The sequence below is a fragment of the Mesorhizobium sp. M0001 genome (assembly GCF_040324255.1).
Classification (GTDB): domain Bacteria; phylum Pseudomonadota; class Alphaproteobacteria; order Rhizobiales; family Rhizobiaceae; genus Mesorhizobium.
Map to the genome: position 1 here is coordinate 252,336 of NZ_JAMYVS010000003.1, position 12,896 is coordinate 265,231.

General features: G+C 63.5%; 12 protein-coding genes and 1 pseudogene. 2 read left to right on the forward strand and 11 right to left on the reverse strand.

Annotated elements, in window-relative coordinates; translation table 11 throughout:
• Nucleotides 1–3: 3 nt before the first annotated feature.
• The 5 genes from NKK50_RS11050 to NKK50_RS11070 are packed head-to-tail and all read right to left on the reverse strand — an operon-like array spanning nt 4 to nt 4,799.
• Nucleotides 4–1,083, reverse strand: coding sequence for an imelysin family protein (locus NKK50_RS11050; protein ID WP_352543376.1), 1,080 nt, complete (start codon nt 1,081–1,083; stop codon nt 4–6).
• Nucleotides 1,083–2,672: a di-heme oxidoreductase family protein gene (locus NKK50_RS11055; protein WP_352543377.1), complete on the reverse strand. Its 1,590-nt coding sequence runs from the start codon at nt 2,670–2,672 to the stop codon at nt 1,083–1,085. Before NKK50_RS11055 ends, NKK50_RS11050 begins: the two co-directional genes overlap by 1 nt.
• A gap of 12 nt (nt 2,673–2,684) precedes the next feature.
• Nucleotides 2,685–3,170 carry a bacterioferritin gene (gene bfr, locus NKK50_RS11060; protein ID WP_023669537.1) on the reverse strand — a complete coding sequence of 162 codons (486 nt, stop codon included), beginning with the start codon at nt 3,168–3,170 and terminating at the stop codon, nt 2,685–2,687.
• A complete protein-coding gene (locus NKK50_RS11065) occupies nt 3,136–3,447 on the reverse strand; it encodes a (2Fe-2S)-binding protein (protein ID WP_023834332.1) in 312 nt (103 codons plus the stop codon). The genes bfr and NKK50_RS11065 overlap by 35 nt, the downstream gene beginning before the upstream one ends.
• A gap of 59 nt (nt 3,448–3,506) precedes the next feature.
• Complete coding sequence (locus NKK50_RS11070; protein ID WP_023834333.1) at nt 3,507–4,799, reverse strand: imelysin family protein; 1,293 nt, start codon at nt 4,797–4,799, stop codon at nt 3,507–3,509.
• A gap of 490 nt (nt 4,800–5,289) precedes the next feature.
• Between NKK50_RS11070 and NKK50_RS11075 the strand changes: the two genes are divergently transcribed.
• The gene (locus tag NKK50_RS11075) at nt 5,290–6,543 is read left to right on the forward strand and encodes an NAD(P)/FAD-dependent oxidoreductase (protein WP_023696740.1); all 1,254 of its coding nucleotides are present in this window, start codon (nt 5,290–5,292) and stop codon (nt 6,541–6,543) included.
• A gap of 122 nt (nt 6,544–6,665) precedes the next feature.
• Here NKK50_RS11075 and NKK50_RS11080 read toward each other — a convergent pair whose 3' ends face one another.
• Nucleotides 6,666–7,943, reverse strand: a complete 1,278-nt coding sequence (locus NKK50_RS11080; RefSeq protein ID WP_023738174.1) for a 4-aminobutyrate--2-oxoglutarate transaminase — start codon at nt 7,941–7,943, stop codon at nt 6,666–6,668.
• Nucleotides 7,944–8,138: 195 nt separating this feature from the next.
• Here NKK50_RS11080 and NKK50_RS11085 point away from each other — a divergent pair.
• A pseudogene (locus NKK50_RS11085) lies at nt 8,139–8,922 on the forward strand (efflux RND transporter permease subunit); the annotation flags it as partial.
• Between the two features lie 12 nt (nt 8,923–8,934).
• Here the strand turns inward: NKK50_RS11085 and NKK50_RS11090 are convergent.
• From NKK50_RS11090 to NKK50_RS11110, 5 genes are read right to left on the reverse strand one after another with little or no spacing between them, the layout of a single operon-like run.
• On the reverse strand, nt 8,935–9,273 hold the full coding sequence (locus tag NKK50_RS11090) for a DUF2185 domain-containing protein (protein ID WP_023696743.1): 339 nt from the start codon (nt 9,271–9,273) through the stop codon (nt 8,935–8,937).
• A 38-nt stretch (nt 9,274–9,311) separates the two neighbouring features.
• Nucleotides 9,312–10,061 (reverse strand): ABC transporter ATP-binding protein, encoded by a 750-nt coding sequence (locus tag NKK50_RS11095; protein WP_023669527.1) that lies wholly within the window; start codon nt 10,059–10,061, stop codon nt 9,312–9,314.
• Nucleotides 10,058–10,894, reverse strand: a complete 837-nt coding sequence (locus NKK50_RS11100; protein ID WP_023669526.1) for an ABC transporter ATP-binding protein — start codon at nt 10,892–10,894, stop codon at nt 10,058–10,060. The genes NKK50_RS11095 and NKK50_RS11100 overlap by 4 nt, the downstream gene beginning before the upstream one ends.
• Nucleotides 10,895–10,904: 10 nt before the next feature.
• On the reverse strand, nt 10,905–11,825 hold the full coding sequence (gene nikC, locus NKK50_RS11105; RefSeq protein WP_023745258.1) for a nickel transporter permease: 921 nt from the start codon (nt 11,823–11,825) through the stop codon (nt 10,905–10,907).
• A complete protein-coding gene (locus tag NKK50_RS11110; RefSeq protein WP_023669524.1) occupies nt 11,822–12,889 on the reverse strand; it encodes an ABC transporter permease in 1,068 nt (355 codons plus the stop codon). The genes nikC and NKK50_RS11110 overlap by 4 nt, the downstream gene beginning before the upstream one ends.
• Nucleotides 12,890–12,896 lie beyond the last annotated feature (7 nt).

Below are 12,896 nucleotides of genomic sequence, written 5' to 3' on the forward strand. Positions count from 1 at the left end.
TGGTCAGTCCCCGTCCAGTGACGAAAAGCCGGCGGTCAGGCCGAACTCGGCGGTTAGCCGGGTGCCGATCAAGCCCGACAGGCTGGAGGTGATCAGCGCGAAATGTTCGAGTTTTCCGCGCTCCGCGGGATCGGCGAGCGTCTTGTCGATCCGACCCTGGATGGATTTGGCAGTGGCAACGCCATTGATGAGCTGGATATGGATGGATTCCGCCATCCATCTGCTATCCTCGGGCAGCGCGTCGCCGAGCTTCGAGGCCTGGAACAGCGCATCAATGCCGGAGAGGTTGCCGGCTAATGAAAGGCCGGTGTTTTGCGAGCGCCAGTAGATCGCTTGCCTCGGCTTGTCACCCTGCGGTTTGGCGCCGAGAAAACCTTTGAGGCGCACGTCGCGCACCATTTCGAGTTCATTGATGAACACGCCGACCAATTCGGTCACCGCTTCAGTGCCGTCGCGGTAAAGCGCATTGTCGGGTCCGGGATTGGCCCACAAGGCTGCAAAACCGTCCGGTTTTTTCCAGGCGGCGTCGACATCGGCCGCCATGGTCTCGATATTCTTGGCGATCGCCGCGCCATAGGCGCAGCGATAGGGCTCGTCCTTGCCGACGAGCGTCTCGGCGCCGTCGCCGTAAAGCACGAACTCAAGCGCCCCTAATCCCTGCATCGCGACACTCTTGCCCGCCAGCTGCGCCGGATCGGTGGCGGTCGGATCCTTGCCGGCCAGCGCCGCCTGCACCTGCTTCAGGCCGATGCTCTTTCGGTCCGGCCAGTAGAGCATGCGCTCCAGCCGGTTGTTCTCCTTGATTGGCCCGAAGCCGATGATTTCAGCCGACGACCAGGCTGCGACCGTGGCCGAGAATCCGGCATGCGCGGCATCGAGGTTACCCTGCGACGGCGCCTGGCAGAGCGCGTCCATGGCCTTCGCCAAGGTGCCGGCATGGCCATGCAGGCTGGCATAGGCGGGGCGGACAAAGCCGTCGATCGCTCTTTGGATCACGTCGGAGGCTTTCACCGAGGCCGATGCCGGGGACGCACCGAACAGAGCCAATGGGAGGAGTAGAACAGGCAAAACCCGCTTGAGCATCAGAATGACTCCAGGAATTTGATGAGAGCATCGCGGTCGGCCGTATTGGCGGCGGCGAAGCGATCGCGCGCTTTCTGCCCCTCGCCACCATGCCACAGGATCGCTTCGGCAAGCGTGCGCGCACGCCCGTCATGCAGGAAGAAAGCGTTGCCGTTGACGGTCTTTGTCAGGCCGATGCCCCATAGCGGCGGGGTGCGCCATTCACTGCCCGTGGCATCGCCCACCGCCTGGCCGTCGGCAAGGCCAGGCCCCATGTCGTGCAGCAGAAAGTCGGAATAGGGCCAGATCAGTTGGAACGCCTGCGCCTTGTTCCCGCGCATGGTGACGAATTTCGGCGTATGACAGGCAATGCAGCCCATCTCGTAGAACAGCTTCTTGCCGGCGAGCACGGCGGGTGCGCCGACATCGCGCCGCGCCGGCACCGCAAGGTTCTGCGAATAGAAGGTGACGAGGTCCATCACCGGTGGTGGCGCCTCGACCGGGCCGAGCCGCTTCTGCACGCCATTGGGCATGGCCAAACAGGCCTCTTCGGCTGCGGTGCAATCGCCCCAGTGACTGGGCTCTTCCGGCGTCGAAATGCCGATGTCGCCGGCAAAGGCGTCCGCCGCCTGCTGGCGGATCGACGCGGTCTGGGCCTTCCAACCGAAGCGGCCAAGCGTCAGTTGCCCACTGCTGAGGTCACGCACCATGTTGGGCTTGCCGGAAATGCCGTCGCGGTCGTCGGGATCGGCATGGGCAAGGAGGTCGGCCGGCGCGATCTGCTCGATCAGGCCAAGGCCGATCATTGGCGGCGTCAGGCGCGGCGACAGCGTGGTGCGCGGGTCAAGCGGGCCGTAGCCAAGCCCGTCGACCGAATAGCTCGGCTTGCGCAGCCAAACCAGGCTGCCGTCGCCGAGCGTGACCTTTTCCTCGCGATAGTCGACATACATGCGGCCTTCGCCCTTGAGGCCGGGCACCGCCAGTCCCTGCAACTGCGCGCCGTAGACCGGATCGGGGAAGTTCAGCACCTTGTGCACGGCAATCTCGGCTTTTTCCTCGGCCGTGCTCGCATCGCGCGCCAGCCGCAGGAACATCGACGTGGTGCGGCGGTCGGCGGCCGGCGGTCGGCCGCGGCCATCCTTCAAATGGCAATTCTGGCAGGCGCGCTCGTTGAACAGCGGTCCGAGACCATCCGAGGCCTGGGTCGAGGATGGCGACGACACCCAGTTCTTGCGGAAAAGCGCATTGCCGAGCTTGAAATTGCCCTGTTCCTCGAAGGTGATGTTTTCAGAGGGTTGCGAGAAGGCGTCGCGGTTGACCTGCTTGCGCGACGTGCCGGCGCCGCCTTGCATCGTTTCGAAGGATTCGGGCTTGGAGAAATCCTGGGTTGGCCTGGTAACGGCAAGGACGCGGGACCGGTCCTTCGGCGTCAGGTCGGTGCGGCTCGTGGCGAGGCCGACCGGTTCCGACGATCCGGCCAGGGCCGGGGCCAAAATTGCCGCCAGGGTTACAACCGAAAGCCCGCGAAAGGCCTGATATCGCGGGTTTTTGAGGAGCAGCGGGCCGGCGGCCCGCCGCAAGCGGCGCAGAATATCTAGGGGGCGCCGCATTCCTGCATGGTCCTATTCCGCCTCGTCCGCCGATGCGGCGTTGAGCTGGCCGTATTTTTCCTCGCCGATCGAGGCAAGGAGGTCGAGCTGCGTCTCGAGGAAGTCGATGTGACCTTCCTCATCCGCCAGCAATTCCTCGAACAGCTTCATCGTCACGTAGTCGCCGGCTTCGTTGCAGATCTCGCGCGAACGCTTGTAGGCGGTGCGTGCGTCATATTCGCCGGCGAGATCGGATTCGAGCACTTCCTTGACGTTCTGGCCGATGCGCAACGGCGCCACGGACTGCAAATTGGGATGCCCTTCGAGGAAGATGATACGGGCCACCAGCCGGTCGGCATGGTGCATCTCCTCGATCGATTCGGCGCGTTCCTTCTTTGCCAGCTTGGCATATCCCCAATCTTCGAGCAGGCGGAAATGCACCCAGTATTGATTGACGGCGCCAAGCTCCAGGAACAGAGCCTCGTTAAGCCGCTCGATGATCTGCGGTTCGCCTTTCATGGATTCTGCTCCCATATTGGACGCGCAGGCCTCTGACGCGATCCAGGTGTGAAACGATGTCCACGCCGCTCGCCTCCGAACGGGCGTGGTAATTTTCGGTGACCCGAATGATCGTTTCGACCACATTTGGGAAGCAGCCGCAACAGCGACCGCGCTTTTGCATCGTGTGATAGACCTTCGCCGGCACCATCAGTTGCCAGGGGTCCTGATCCAGCAGATCGACGATCGTCTGCTCAATCTCCTTTTCGGTGATGATGTTGCAATGGCAGATCAGCATGGATTGGCTCTGGCTGACGGCGCCCCTCCGCGCCGTTTGGCTGGTGGTTGGTTGGGGTGCTACTTGAACACCTTGTCCGGTGCGTCGAGGCTGTCGGACCCCTCGAAGGCTATGTTGTTCAGCTTCAGCGCGCCGACGGCGCGTTCGATCGACTTGGTCTGGTCGACCAGCGCGTCGATTGCCGCCTGCACGGTAGCATTGCCTTCGGTGTTGCCCTCGGCGATCTGCTGGTCGTAGGCATCGCCGGCCACTCCCCGCGCCTTGATCGCCTCCATCTTGGCGACCGAGACATCGAGCTTGTCGGACAGTTCCTTGTCGATCGCCGGATCGGCCGCCTTGACCATATCGTGCACCGACGGGCCTGAAACGACGGTGCCGTCGATGCGCGTGTAGCTGGCGAGATAGGCGGCGCGGATGCCGATGGCGTCATAGAGATGCGAGTTGTAGGTATTATCCGAGAAGCAGTCGTGCTCCTCTTCGGGATCGTGCAGCAGCAGGCCGAGTTTCATGCGCTCCCCGGCCAGTTCGCCGTAGGACAGCGAGCCCATGCCGTTGAAGATCACCGAGATAGCGGTGTTCGGCTGGCCATCGACGAGGTTCTTGCGGGCGGCGCCGTCTTCCTTCCAGTTGCCGACCATCTCCTGCAGGTCGGAGACCAGAAGATCGCTGGCCGACTTCAGATACTCGGCCCGGCGATCGCAATTGCCGCCGGTGCAGTTCTTGAGGTCGTAGTCGGTGTACGGACGCTCGCCGGCGCCCGGGCCGGTGCCGTGCAAATCCTGGCCCCAGAGCAGGAATTCGATGGCGTGATAACCGGTGGCGACATTGGCCTCGATGCCGCCGGCCTCCTGCAGCGTGCCGGCGAGGAACTCCGGCGAAAGCTTCGAGGCGTCGACCTTCTTGCCGTCGATCTCGATGTCCTTGTTGGCGATGACATTGGCGGTGTAGAGCGCGTTGGCGTCGGACTCGGTGCCGTAGCTCTTGGCGACGTAGTCGATCAGGCCTTCGTCGAGCGGCCAGGAGTTCACCTTGCCTTCCCAGTCGTCGACGATCTTGTTGCCGAAGCGGTAGACCTCGGTCTGCTGGTAGGGCACGCGCGACGCCTTCCAGGCATCGCGGGCGGCATTCAGCGTGTCCGCCGACGGGTTGGCAAGCAGCGCGTCGACAGCCTTGTCGAGCGCCTGCGCCGTGGTCAGCGAATCCTCGTACTTGGCCAGCGCGATGTCGGAATAGGTCTTGATGACCGCCTTGGCATCGATCTCCGCCGCCTTGGCCGGCAGGATGAAAACCGCCGCCGTCAACATAGCCGTGGCACCGATCGCAGCCAGTCTGCCGCCATATCGCGCTGTCATCATCAGTCTCCAGTTCAAAGGGGATTCGGTAAAAGGCGCGCGTGCCAAACGGTGCCGGGACATAGGCATGCCGTAGGACACCACAGATGCCGCGCCGCTCTGCGGCTCACGGGAGAAAGACACCAAATGCCTCCAATCGAACGGGTTCAAGGCCCAAACATCAAAGGGATGCGCTGACGCGCGAGCCTCCATAAAACGATGGCGAGGCCGGAAGTCAACTGGTGAACCCTAGAAAATTCAATTGAAACAACAGTTTAGAATTATTCTAAACTAGCACTATCAACTTTAAATCGTAGCCAGCAGCCAAGGTGAGAGACGCCGCGATTGACAAGCGACCGTTCCGGGTGCGACCCGGACCGGGGCTCTTGCGACGGCGGCAGACAATCGCCATCTGGCGGAACGGCTCACAATCAAAGCATGATGTCGTCCGAAAACCGCTTCACACTTTTCGGCATCATGCTCCAGATTTGAAACAGGAATTCGGGTTGCGATGAAGAACGGGGTCGTCATTGTCGGTGCGGGTCATGCGGGCGTGCAAGCGGCCGCCAGCCTGCGCGAGGAAGGCTATGACGGGCCTGTCATACTGATCGGCGACGAAACCGATCTGCCCTATCACAAGCCGCCGCTGTCGAAGACCTTCATCAAGGACGCCGATGCCAAGCCGCAACCCTTGCGCGGCGAGGCCTTTTACACCGGCAGCGCCATCGACTTCAGGCCGGGCGTCCGAATCGACAGCATCGATACGGCAGGCCGCAAGCTGGACATAGCGGGCGGCGGCGTGCTGCCGTTCGACCGGCTCATCCTGGCCACCGGTTCGCGGCCGCGGCTTCTGCCGCTGCCGGGCGCCGACCTCTCGGGCGTGCTGTCGCTGCGCTCGATCGCCGATGCGCGGCTGATCCGCGCGCTCAGCGCCCAAAGCGAAGACGTGGTCATCCTCGGCGGCGGCTTCATCGGGCTGGAGATCGCGGCAACGCTGAGGGCCGCCGGCCGCAACGTCACCCTGGTCGAGGCTGTCGACCGGCTGCTTGGCCGCGCCGTGGCGCCGGTGGTGGCGAGCCATGTCCGCCAACGGCTGGAGGCGATCGGCGTGCGTATCCTCACCGGCACCACCATTGCCAGGCTGGAAGGGGAAAACCGCCATGTCTGCGCTGCCATCACCTCCACCGGCGAAAGGCTGCCCGCGCGCATGGTCATCGTCGGCATCGGCGCCGTGCCGAATGTCGAACTTGCGCAGGCTGCCGGACTGACTGTCGCCAATGGCATCCGCGTCGACCAACAGATGCGCACCTCAGTGCCTGATATTCTGGCCATCGGCGACGCCGCTTCCTACCGCCACTGGTCGACCGGCGGCGACGTGCGGCTGGAATCGGTGCAGAACGCCACCGACCAGGCGCGGCTTGCCGCACGCACGATCACCGGCCATACGGACGCCTATGCGGCGGTGCCGTGGTTCTGGTCTGACATCGGCGACATGAAACTGCAGATGGTCGGGCTGACCTCGGGCGGCGACAGCCATGTCGTGCTGGGCGACCTCGCTGAGAACAAGTTCTCGATCTACCACTATGCTGGAAGCCGGCTGCTCGGCATCGAATCCGTCAACAGGCCGGGCGACCATATGCTGGGCCGCAAGATGCTCGGGGCCGGGTTTTCGCCGATGGCGCAGACGATTGCTGAGGGACCTGACGGGCTGAAGGCTGCACTGGCAGCGTTCCAGCAGGATGAGCCGGCACGGGCTGCGGGCTAGACGCACTTACCCTCCCCCTTGTGGGGAGGGTCGCTGCGAAGCAGCGGGGTTGGGGTCGGCGCGAGGCCCCCCACCCGGACCTGCGGTCCGACCTCCCCACAAGGGGGAGGTAGGGTTTTGCGCTAGGCAGCGCAGACTTCGCGGATCGAGCTTTCCAGAATGTCGAGCGCCTCGTTCATGACATTGTCCTGGATGGTGATCGGAGCCAGGAAACGGATGACGTTGCCGTAGACGCCGCAGGTCAGCAGGATCAGCCCCTTGTCGAGCGCCTTCAGCCGGATCGCATTGGCGATCTCGGCCGACGGCAGGCCCCTCTTGACGTCGTTGAGCTCGACCGCGTTCATGAAGCCGAGACCCCTGATGTCGACAATCTCGGGCACATCGTCGCGGATCGACTGCAGCCGCTGTTTCAGCCGGGCGCCCAGCGTATTGGCGCGGTCGCACAGCTTTTCGTCCTCGATTACGTCGAGCACGGCGTGTGCTGCGGCGACACCGATCGGGCTGCCGCCATAGGTGCCGCCGAGCCCGCCAGGACCGGGCGCATCCATGATCTCGGCGCGGCCGGTGACCGCCGCCAGCGGGAAGCCGCCGGCCAGGCTTTTCGCCATGGTGGTAATGTCGGCCGCGACCTCATGATGATCCATGGCGAACATCTTGCCGGTGCGGGCAAAGCCGGTCTGCACCTCATCGGCGATCAGCAGCATGCCGTGCTGGTCGCAGAGCTTGCGCAGCGCCGTCAGGAATTCGCGCGGCGCGTCGTAGAAGCCGCCCTCGCCCTGGACCGGCTCGATGATGATGGCGGCAACGCGAGCCGGATCGACATCGGCCTTGAACAGTTTGTCGAGTGCGACCAGCGAATCGGCTGTAGACACGCCGTGCAGCGGCACCGGAAACGGCGCGTGGTAGACGTCGCCCGGCATGGCGCCGAAGCCGACCTTGTAGGGCACGACCTTGCCGGTCAGCGCCATGCCCATGAAGGTGCGGCCGTGGAAGCCGCCGGCAAAGGCGATGACGGCTTGGCGGCCAGTGGCGTTGCGGGCGATCTTGATGGCGTTCTCGACCGCTTCAGCACCCGTAGTGACGAAGATGGTCTTCTTCTCGAACTTGCCGGGCAGCATGCCGTTCAGCCGTTCGGCCAGCCTGACATAGCTCTCATAGGGCACGACCTGGTGGCAGGTATGGGTGAAGCGGTCGAGCTGTGCCTTGACCGCCTCGATCACCCTGGGATGGCGGTGGCCGGTGTTGACGACGGCGATACCGGAGGAGAAATCGATGTATCGGCGGCCTTCTACATCCCAGATCTCCGAATTCTCGGCGCGGTCGGCATAGATCTGCGTCGTCATGCCGACGCCGCGCGAGATCGACTGGTTCTTGCGCTCAGAAATGGCTGCGTTCTTCATTTCGTCCCTCATCGGGCCGACGCCCGTTCTCGTTAGATGAATGCCAAGGCCTCTTCTGACCTTATTTCACGTTTTCCTCAAGTTGGCACCGCCGCCGGGCGATTGGGCCTGTCGTCGATGCGGGCCACTTCGACAGACCGGTCTTAACCAGCCGACCGATACACGTAAGGGGCAGTCCGTGACAGCTCACCCGTCACCGGGAACGGCGAAGCGATCCCGCTCGCCGCGGTGGCGAACTTCCGCTACGACCTCGAACAGCCGACGGTGTGGCGGCGCAACCGCATCCCGATGATCACCGTTCGCGCAGGCCTCGTTGGCGACGTGCTGCCGGCCACCGTCGTCAACGAATTGAAGCCGTCGGTCAACGCCTTCATCGCCAAACTGCCGCCCGGCTATTCCGTTGCAACCGCCGGCTCGGTCGAGGAAAGCGCCAAAAGCCAGGGACCGATCGCAGCGGTGGTGCCGCTGATGCTGTTCGTGATGGCGACCATCCTGATGATCCAGTTGCAAAGTTTTCAGCGCCTGTTCCTGGTCGTGGCGGTGGCGCCGCTCGGCCTGATCGGCGTGGTCGCGGCCCTGGTGCCGAGCGGCGCACCGCTCGGCTTCGTCGCCATTCTGGGCGTCCTGGCGCTGATCGGCATCCTGATCCGCAACTCAGGTGATCCTGATCGTGCAGATCGAGGATCTGGTGGCCGAGGGCCAAGACCGCTGGGAAGCCGTGATCGAAGCGACCGAGCACCGCATGCGGCCGATCGCGCTGACGGCCGCGGCCGCCAGCCTAGCGCTGATCCCGATCGCGCGCGAAGTGTTCTGGGGCCCGATGGCCTACGCCATGATGGGCGGCATCATCGCCGGCACGGCGATCACGCTGCTGTTCCTGCCGGCGCTTTATGTGACGTGGTTCAGGATCAAGGAGCCTAAGCAGGGGGACGAACCATCTGTTCCGGAGAACGGCGAACTGGCGCAAGACCCCGCTTAAGGCTTTGCCGGATCATTCGTTATCGTTAGAGGGTTCGGGGCGCGATTTCGCTCGCTGCCATGGCGATGATTTTGACGTCCGCCAAGCATGCCAGCCTTTTGGCAAGTCGGCCAATGCCAGGATGCTTTCATCCTGCTGCACCACCTCTTGCAGGCCAACGAGCATTATCTCGCGTTCATCCCAATCTCGAGAGTCGCTGCTATAGAATTGCCAACTGCCCCCTTCATCGTTGTAGTTCTCGTCATCGTCAGCTTCATGCACAACGTATGCGATCCAGTCGCCCCGTTTGAATATGCTCTTGTCCGATAGCACCGCGACATTGGGCGGATCTGCAAACTTCCATTCTTCCATGGAATTCCCCAAGCGATTATTCTGCGGAAGAAACTAGTTCACGCCGTCCGAACAAACCCCTCGCTCGCCCTAAGCAAATTGCGTGTGTAATCCTTCTCCACGCGGTGCCCGATCAGCTGGCCCGCCGTCAGGTTCTCCACCGCTTCGCCATTCTGCATCACCATCAGGCGCTCGCACATATGGGTGATGATGGCGAGGTCGTGGCTGACCATCAGGAAGGTCAGCTTGCGCCGACGGCGAACCTCTTCCAGCAGGTTGAGCACTTCCGCCTGCACCGAAGCGTCGAGCGCCGAGGTTGGTTCGTCGAGCAGCAGGATCGACGGTTCGAGGATGAGCGCCCGCGCGATCGCCACGCGCTGACGCTGACCGCCGGAGAGCTGGTGCGCGTAGCGGAAACGGAAACCGTTGCCTAATCCGACCTCGTCGAGGGCGCGCTGGATGCGTTGCTCGCCATCGGCAAAGCCGTGAATGGCGAGCGGCTCCTGTAGCAGGCGGTCGACGGTCTGACGCGGGTGCAGCGAACCATAGGGGTCCTGGAAGACCATCTGCACTTCGCGATAAAAAGCCTTGTCGCGGCGCGCTCCCAGCGTCTTGCCGTTGACCGTGATAGTACCGGATGCGACAGGCACCAGGCCGGCAATGGCTTTGAGCAGCGTCGACTTGCCGGAACCGCTCTCGCCGACCAGGCCGAAGGATTCGCCGGACTTCACCTCGAGGTTCGCCCCTTTCAGCGCGCGAAAACGGTCGAACACCACCTCCAGCCCTTCAATCGAAATGGCTGGCGTCATGCCGCCCACTCCGGCTTGCGGTCGAGCACCGGCAGCGGGTGGCGTTCGTAACCGATCCTGGGCATGCAGTTGAGCAGGCCGCGCGTGTAGGGATGCTGGGCGTCGCGCAGCTCCGACGCCTTGAGCTGCTCGACCACCTTGCCGGCATACATGACGATGACGCGGTCGCAGAAGGAGGCGACCAGCCGCAGATCGTGCGAGATGAAGATCAGACCCATGCCGCGCTCACTGACCAAGCGGTCGAGGATGCCGAGCACATCGAGCTGAACGGTGACGTCGAGCGCCGAGGTCGGCTCGTCGGCGATCATCAGTTCCGGTCCGGCGATCAGCATCATTGCGATCATGGCGCGCTGGCCCATCCCGCCGGACACCTCGTGCGGATGCAGGTCGAAGACACGCGAGGGATCGCGGATCTGCACAGCTTCCAGCATGGCCAGCGCCCGCTCGCGCGCTTCGGCCTTGGAGACCTTTTCATGCGTGCGCAGCGTCTCGACGATCTGGCGGCCGATGCTCATCACCGGGTCGAGCGAATATTTCGGATCCTGCAGGATCATGGCGATGCGTTTGCCGCGCAGCGCCCGGCGCTGGCGGGCGGGTATGTCCAAAAGATCGATGCCGTCCAAGGCGAGCTTCTTGGCCGAAACCAGAGCCTGCGGCGGCGTCAGCCCCATGATGGCGCGGCCGGTCTGCGACTTGCCGGAGCCGCTTTCGCCGACAATGCCCAGCCGCTCTCGGCCGAGCGAGAAGGTGACGCCGCGCACCGCCTGGATGAGGCCGGTCCGAGTCGGGAAGGTGACGCGCAGGTCGTCGACATCGAGAAGTGCACCGCTCATTGGTCACCACTCATTGGTCGCCACTCCGGGGATCGAGCGCATCGCGCAGGCCGTCGCCCAGCAGGTTGAAGCCGAGACTGACGATCAGGATGGCGAAGCCGGGCGCGCCGGCCACCCACCATTGGTCGAGCACGAAGCGACGGCCGGACGCGATCATGGTGCCCCATTCCGGCAGCGGCGGCTGCGCGCCGAGGCCAAGGAAACCGAGGCCGGCGGCGGTGAGGATGATGCCGGCCATATCGAGCGTCACCCGGATGATCAGCGAAGAGATGCAGAGCGGCATGATGTGGCGCAGCACGATGCGGAACGGCGAGGCGCCCATCAATTGCACCGCCTTGATGTAATCGGAATTGCGCACGGTCATCGTCTCGGCCCGCGCAATTCGCGCGTAAGGCGGCCACGAGGTGATGGCGATGGCCAACACCGCGTTTTCGATCCCGGGGCCAAGGGCGGCGACAAAGGCCAGTGCCAGGATCAGCTTGGGGAAGGCGAGGAAGATGTCGGTAATGCGCATCAGAATGGCATCGGTCCAGCCGCCGGCATAGCCGGCGACGGTGCCGACCAAAAGGCCGATGGGGGCTGCGATGACGGCGACAAGAATGACGACGTAGAGCGTCCAGCGCGAGCCGAAAAGAATGCGCGAATAGATATCGCGGCCGAGATCGTCGGTGCCGAACCAATGCGCCGCACTCGGCGCCAAAAGCCGCGCGTTCTTGAGATCGCCGATGGTCGGCGAATAGGGCGCCAGCACATCGGCAAAGGCGGCGACCAGCAGCAGCGCGGTGATGATGAGCAGGCCGAGAAACGCCAGCCGGTTGGCGGAAAAGCGCCGCCAAGCGACGTAGGCGCGGCCGAGCCTTGCCTGCATGCGCGAGGCCGGCCGATCGCTGAGCAGCCAATCGCGGCGCGTTTGGATTGCTTCGGCGCTCATCCTGTCTTCGTCCTCGGATCGAGCACCTTGTAGAGAACATCGGACAGGAGATTGATGCCGATGAACACCGAACCGATGACGATGGTGCCGCCGAGCACGGCGTTCATGTCGGCGTTCTGCAGCGAATTGGTGATGTAGAGGCCGATGCCGGGCCAGGAGAACACCGTCTCGGTCAGCACCGAACCTTCGAGCAGCCCGGCATAGGACAGCGCGATCACCGTGACCATCGGCACCGCGGCGTTGCGCAGCGCATGGCCCCAGATGATTCGCGTTTCAGACAGGCCCTTGGCGCGCGCGGCGACGATGTATTCCTGCGACAGCTCGTTCAGCATGAAGGAGCGCGTCATCCGGCTGATATAGGCGAGCGAGAAATAGCCCAGCAGCCCTGCCGGCAGGATGATGTGGCGGTAAGCGTCGTAGAAGACATCCCACTGGCCCTGCAGCGCGGCGTCGAGCAGGTAGAAGCCGGTGATCGGTGTGAATGTGTACTCGTAGACGATGTCGAGGCGGCCGGGAAAAGCCACCCATTGGAGCTTGGCGTAGAACAGGACAAGCCCCAAAAGCCCGATCCAGAAGATAGGCACGGAATAGCCGATCAGGCCGACAATGCGAACGATCTGGTCGATGAGACTGCCGCGTTTTACCGCTGCCAGCACGCCGAGCGGCACGCCGATCAACGAGCCTATCAAAGTGCCCAAAGTCGCCAGTTCGATCGTTGCCGGAAAGGCACGGCGGATGTCGGTCATCACAGGATTGGTGGTCAGCACAGAGGTGCCGAAATCACCGTTCAGCGCATGCTTGAGATAGATATAGAATTGCTCGATCAACGGCAGGTCGAGCCCCATCTCGCGGCGGGTGCGCTCGACGACATTGGCCGGTGCGCGGTCGCCGAGCACCGCCAGCACCGGATCGATCGGGATGACGCGGCCGATGAAAAAGGTCACCGCGAGCAGGCCGAGATAGGTGGTGACGGCGATGACCAGGAAGCGGCCGATCGCCAACAAGATAGCGACGGCGCGGGCGCTTCCCTGCCCCGCCGTCGCCTGGTTTTCAATCGCGCTCATCAGGGCG

Coding starts and splice junctions, on each gene's coding strand:
- NKK50_RS11050 (WP_352543376.1), bottom strand. CDS start 1,083: ATGCTCAAGCGGGTTTTGCCTGTTCTACTCCTCCCATTGGCTCTGTTC.
- NKK50_RS11055 (WP_352543377.1), bottom strand. CDS start 2,672: ATGCGGCGCCCCCTAGATATTCTGCGCCGCTTGCGGCGGGCCGCCGGC.
- bfr (WP_023669537.1), bottom strand. CDS start 3,170: ATGAAAGGCGAACCGCAGATCATCGAGCGGCTTAACGAGGCTCTGTTC.
- NKK50_RS11065 (WP_023834332.1), bottom strand. CDS start 3,447: ATGCTGATCTGCCATTGCAACATCATCACCGAAAAGGAGATTGAGCAG.
- NKK50_RS11070 (WP_023834333.1), bottom strand. CDS start 4,799: ATGACAGCGCGATATGGCGGCAGACTGGCTGCGATCGGTGCCACGGCT.
- NKK50_RS11075 (WP_023696740.1), top strand. CDS start 5,290: ATGAAGAACGGGGTCGTCATTGTCGGTGCGGGTCATGCGGGCGTGCAA.
- NKK50_RS11080 (WP_023738174.1), bottom strand. CDS start 7,943: ATGAAGAACGCAGCCATTTCTGAGCGCAAGAACCAGTCGATCTCGCGC.
- NKK50_RS11090 (WP_023696743.1), bottom strand. CDS start 9,273: ATGGAAGAATGGAAGTTTGCAGATCCGCCCAATGTCGCGGTGCTATCG.
- NKK50_RS11095 (WP_023669527.1), bottom strand. CDS start 10,061: ATGACGCCAGCCATTTCGATTGAAGGGCTGGAGGTGGTGTTCGACCGT.
- NKK50_RS11100 (WP_023669526.1), bottom strand. CDS start 10,894: ATGAGCGGTGCACTTCTCGATGTCGACGACCTGCGCGTCACCTTCCCG.
- nikC (WP_023745258.1), bottom strand. CDS start 11,825: ATGAGCGCCGAAGCAATCCAAACGCGCCGCGATTGGCTGCTCAGCGAT.
- NKK50_RS11110 (WP_023669524.1), bottom strand. CDS start 12,889: ATGAGCGCGATTGAAAACCAGGCGACGGCGGGGCAGGGAAGCGCCCGC.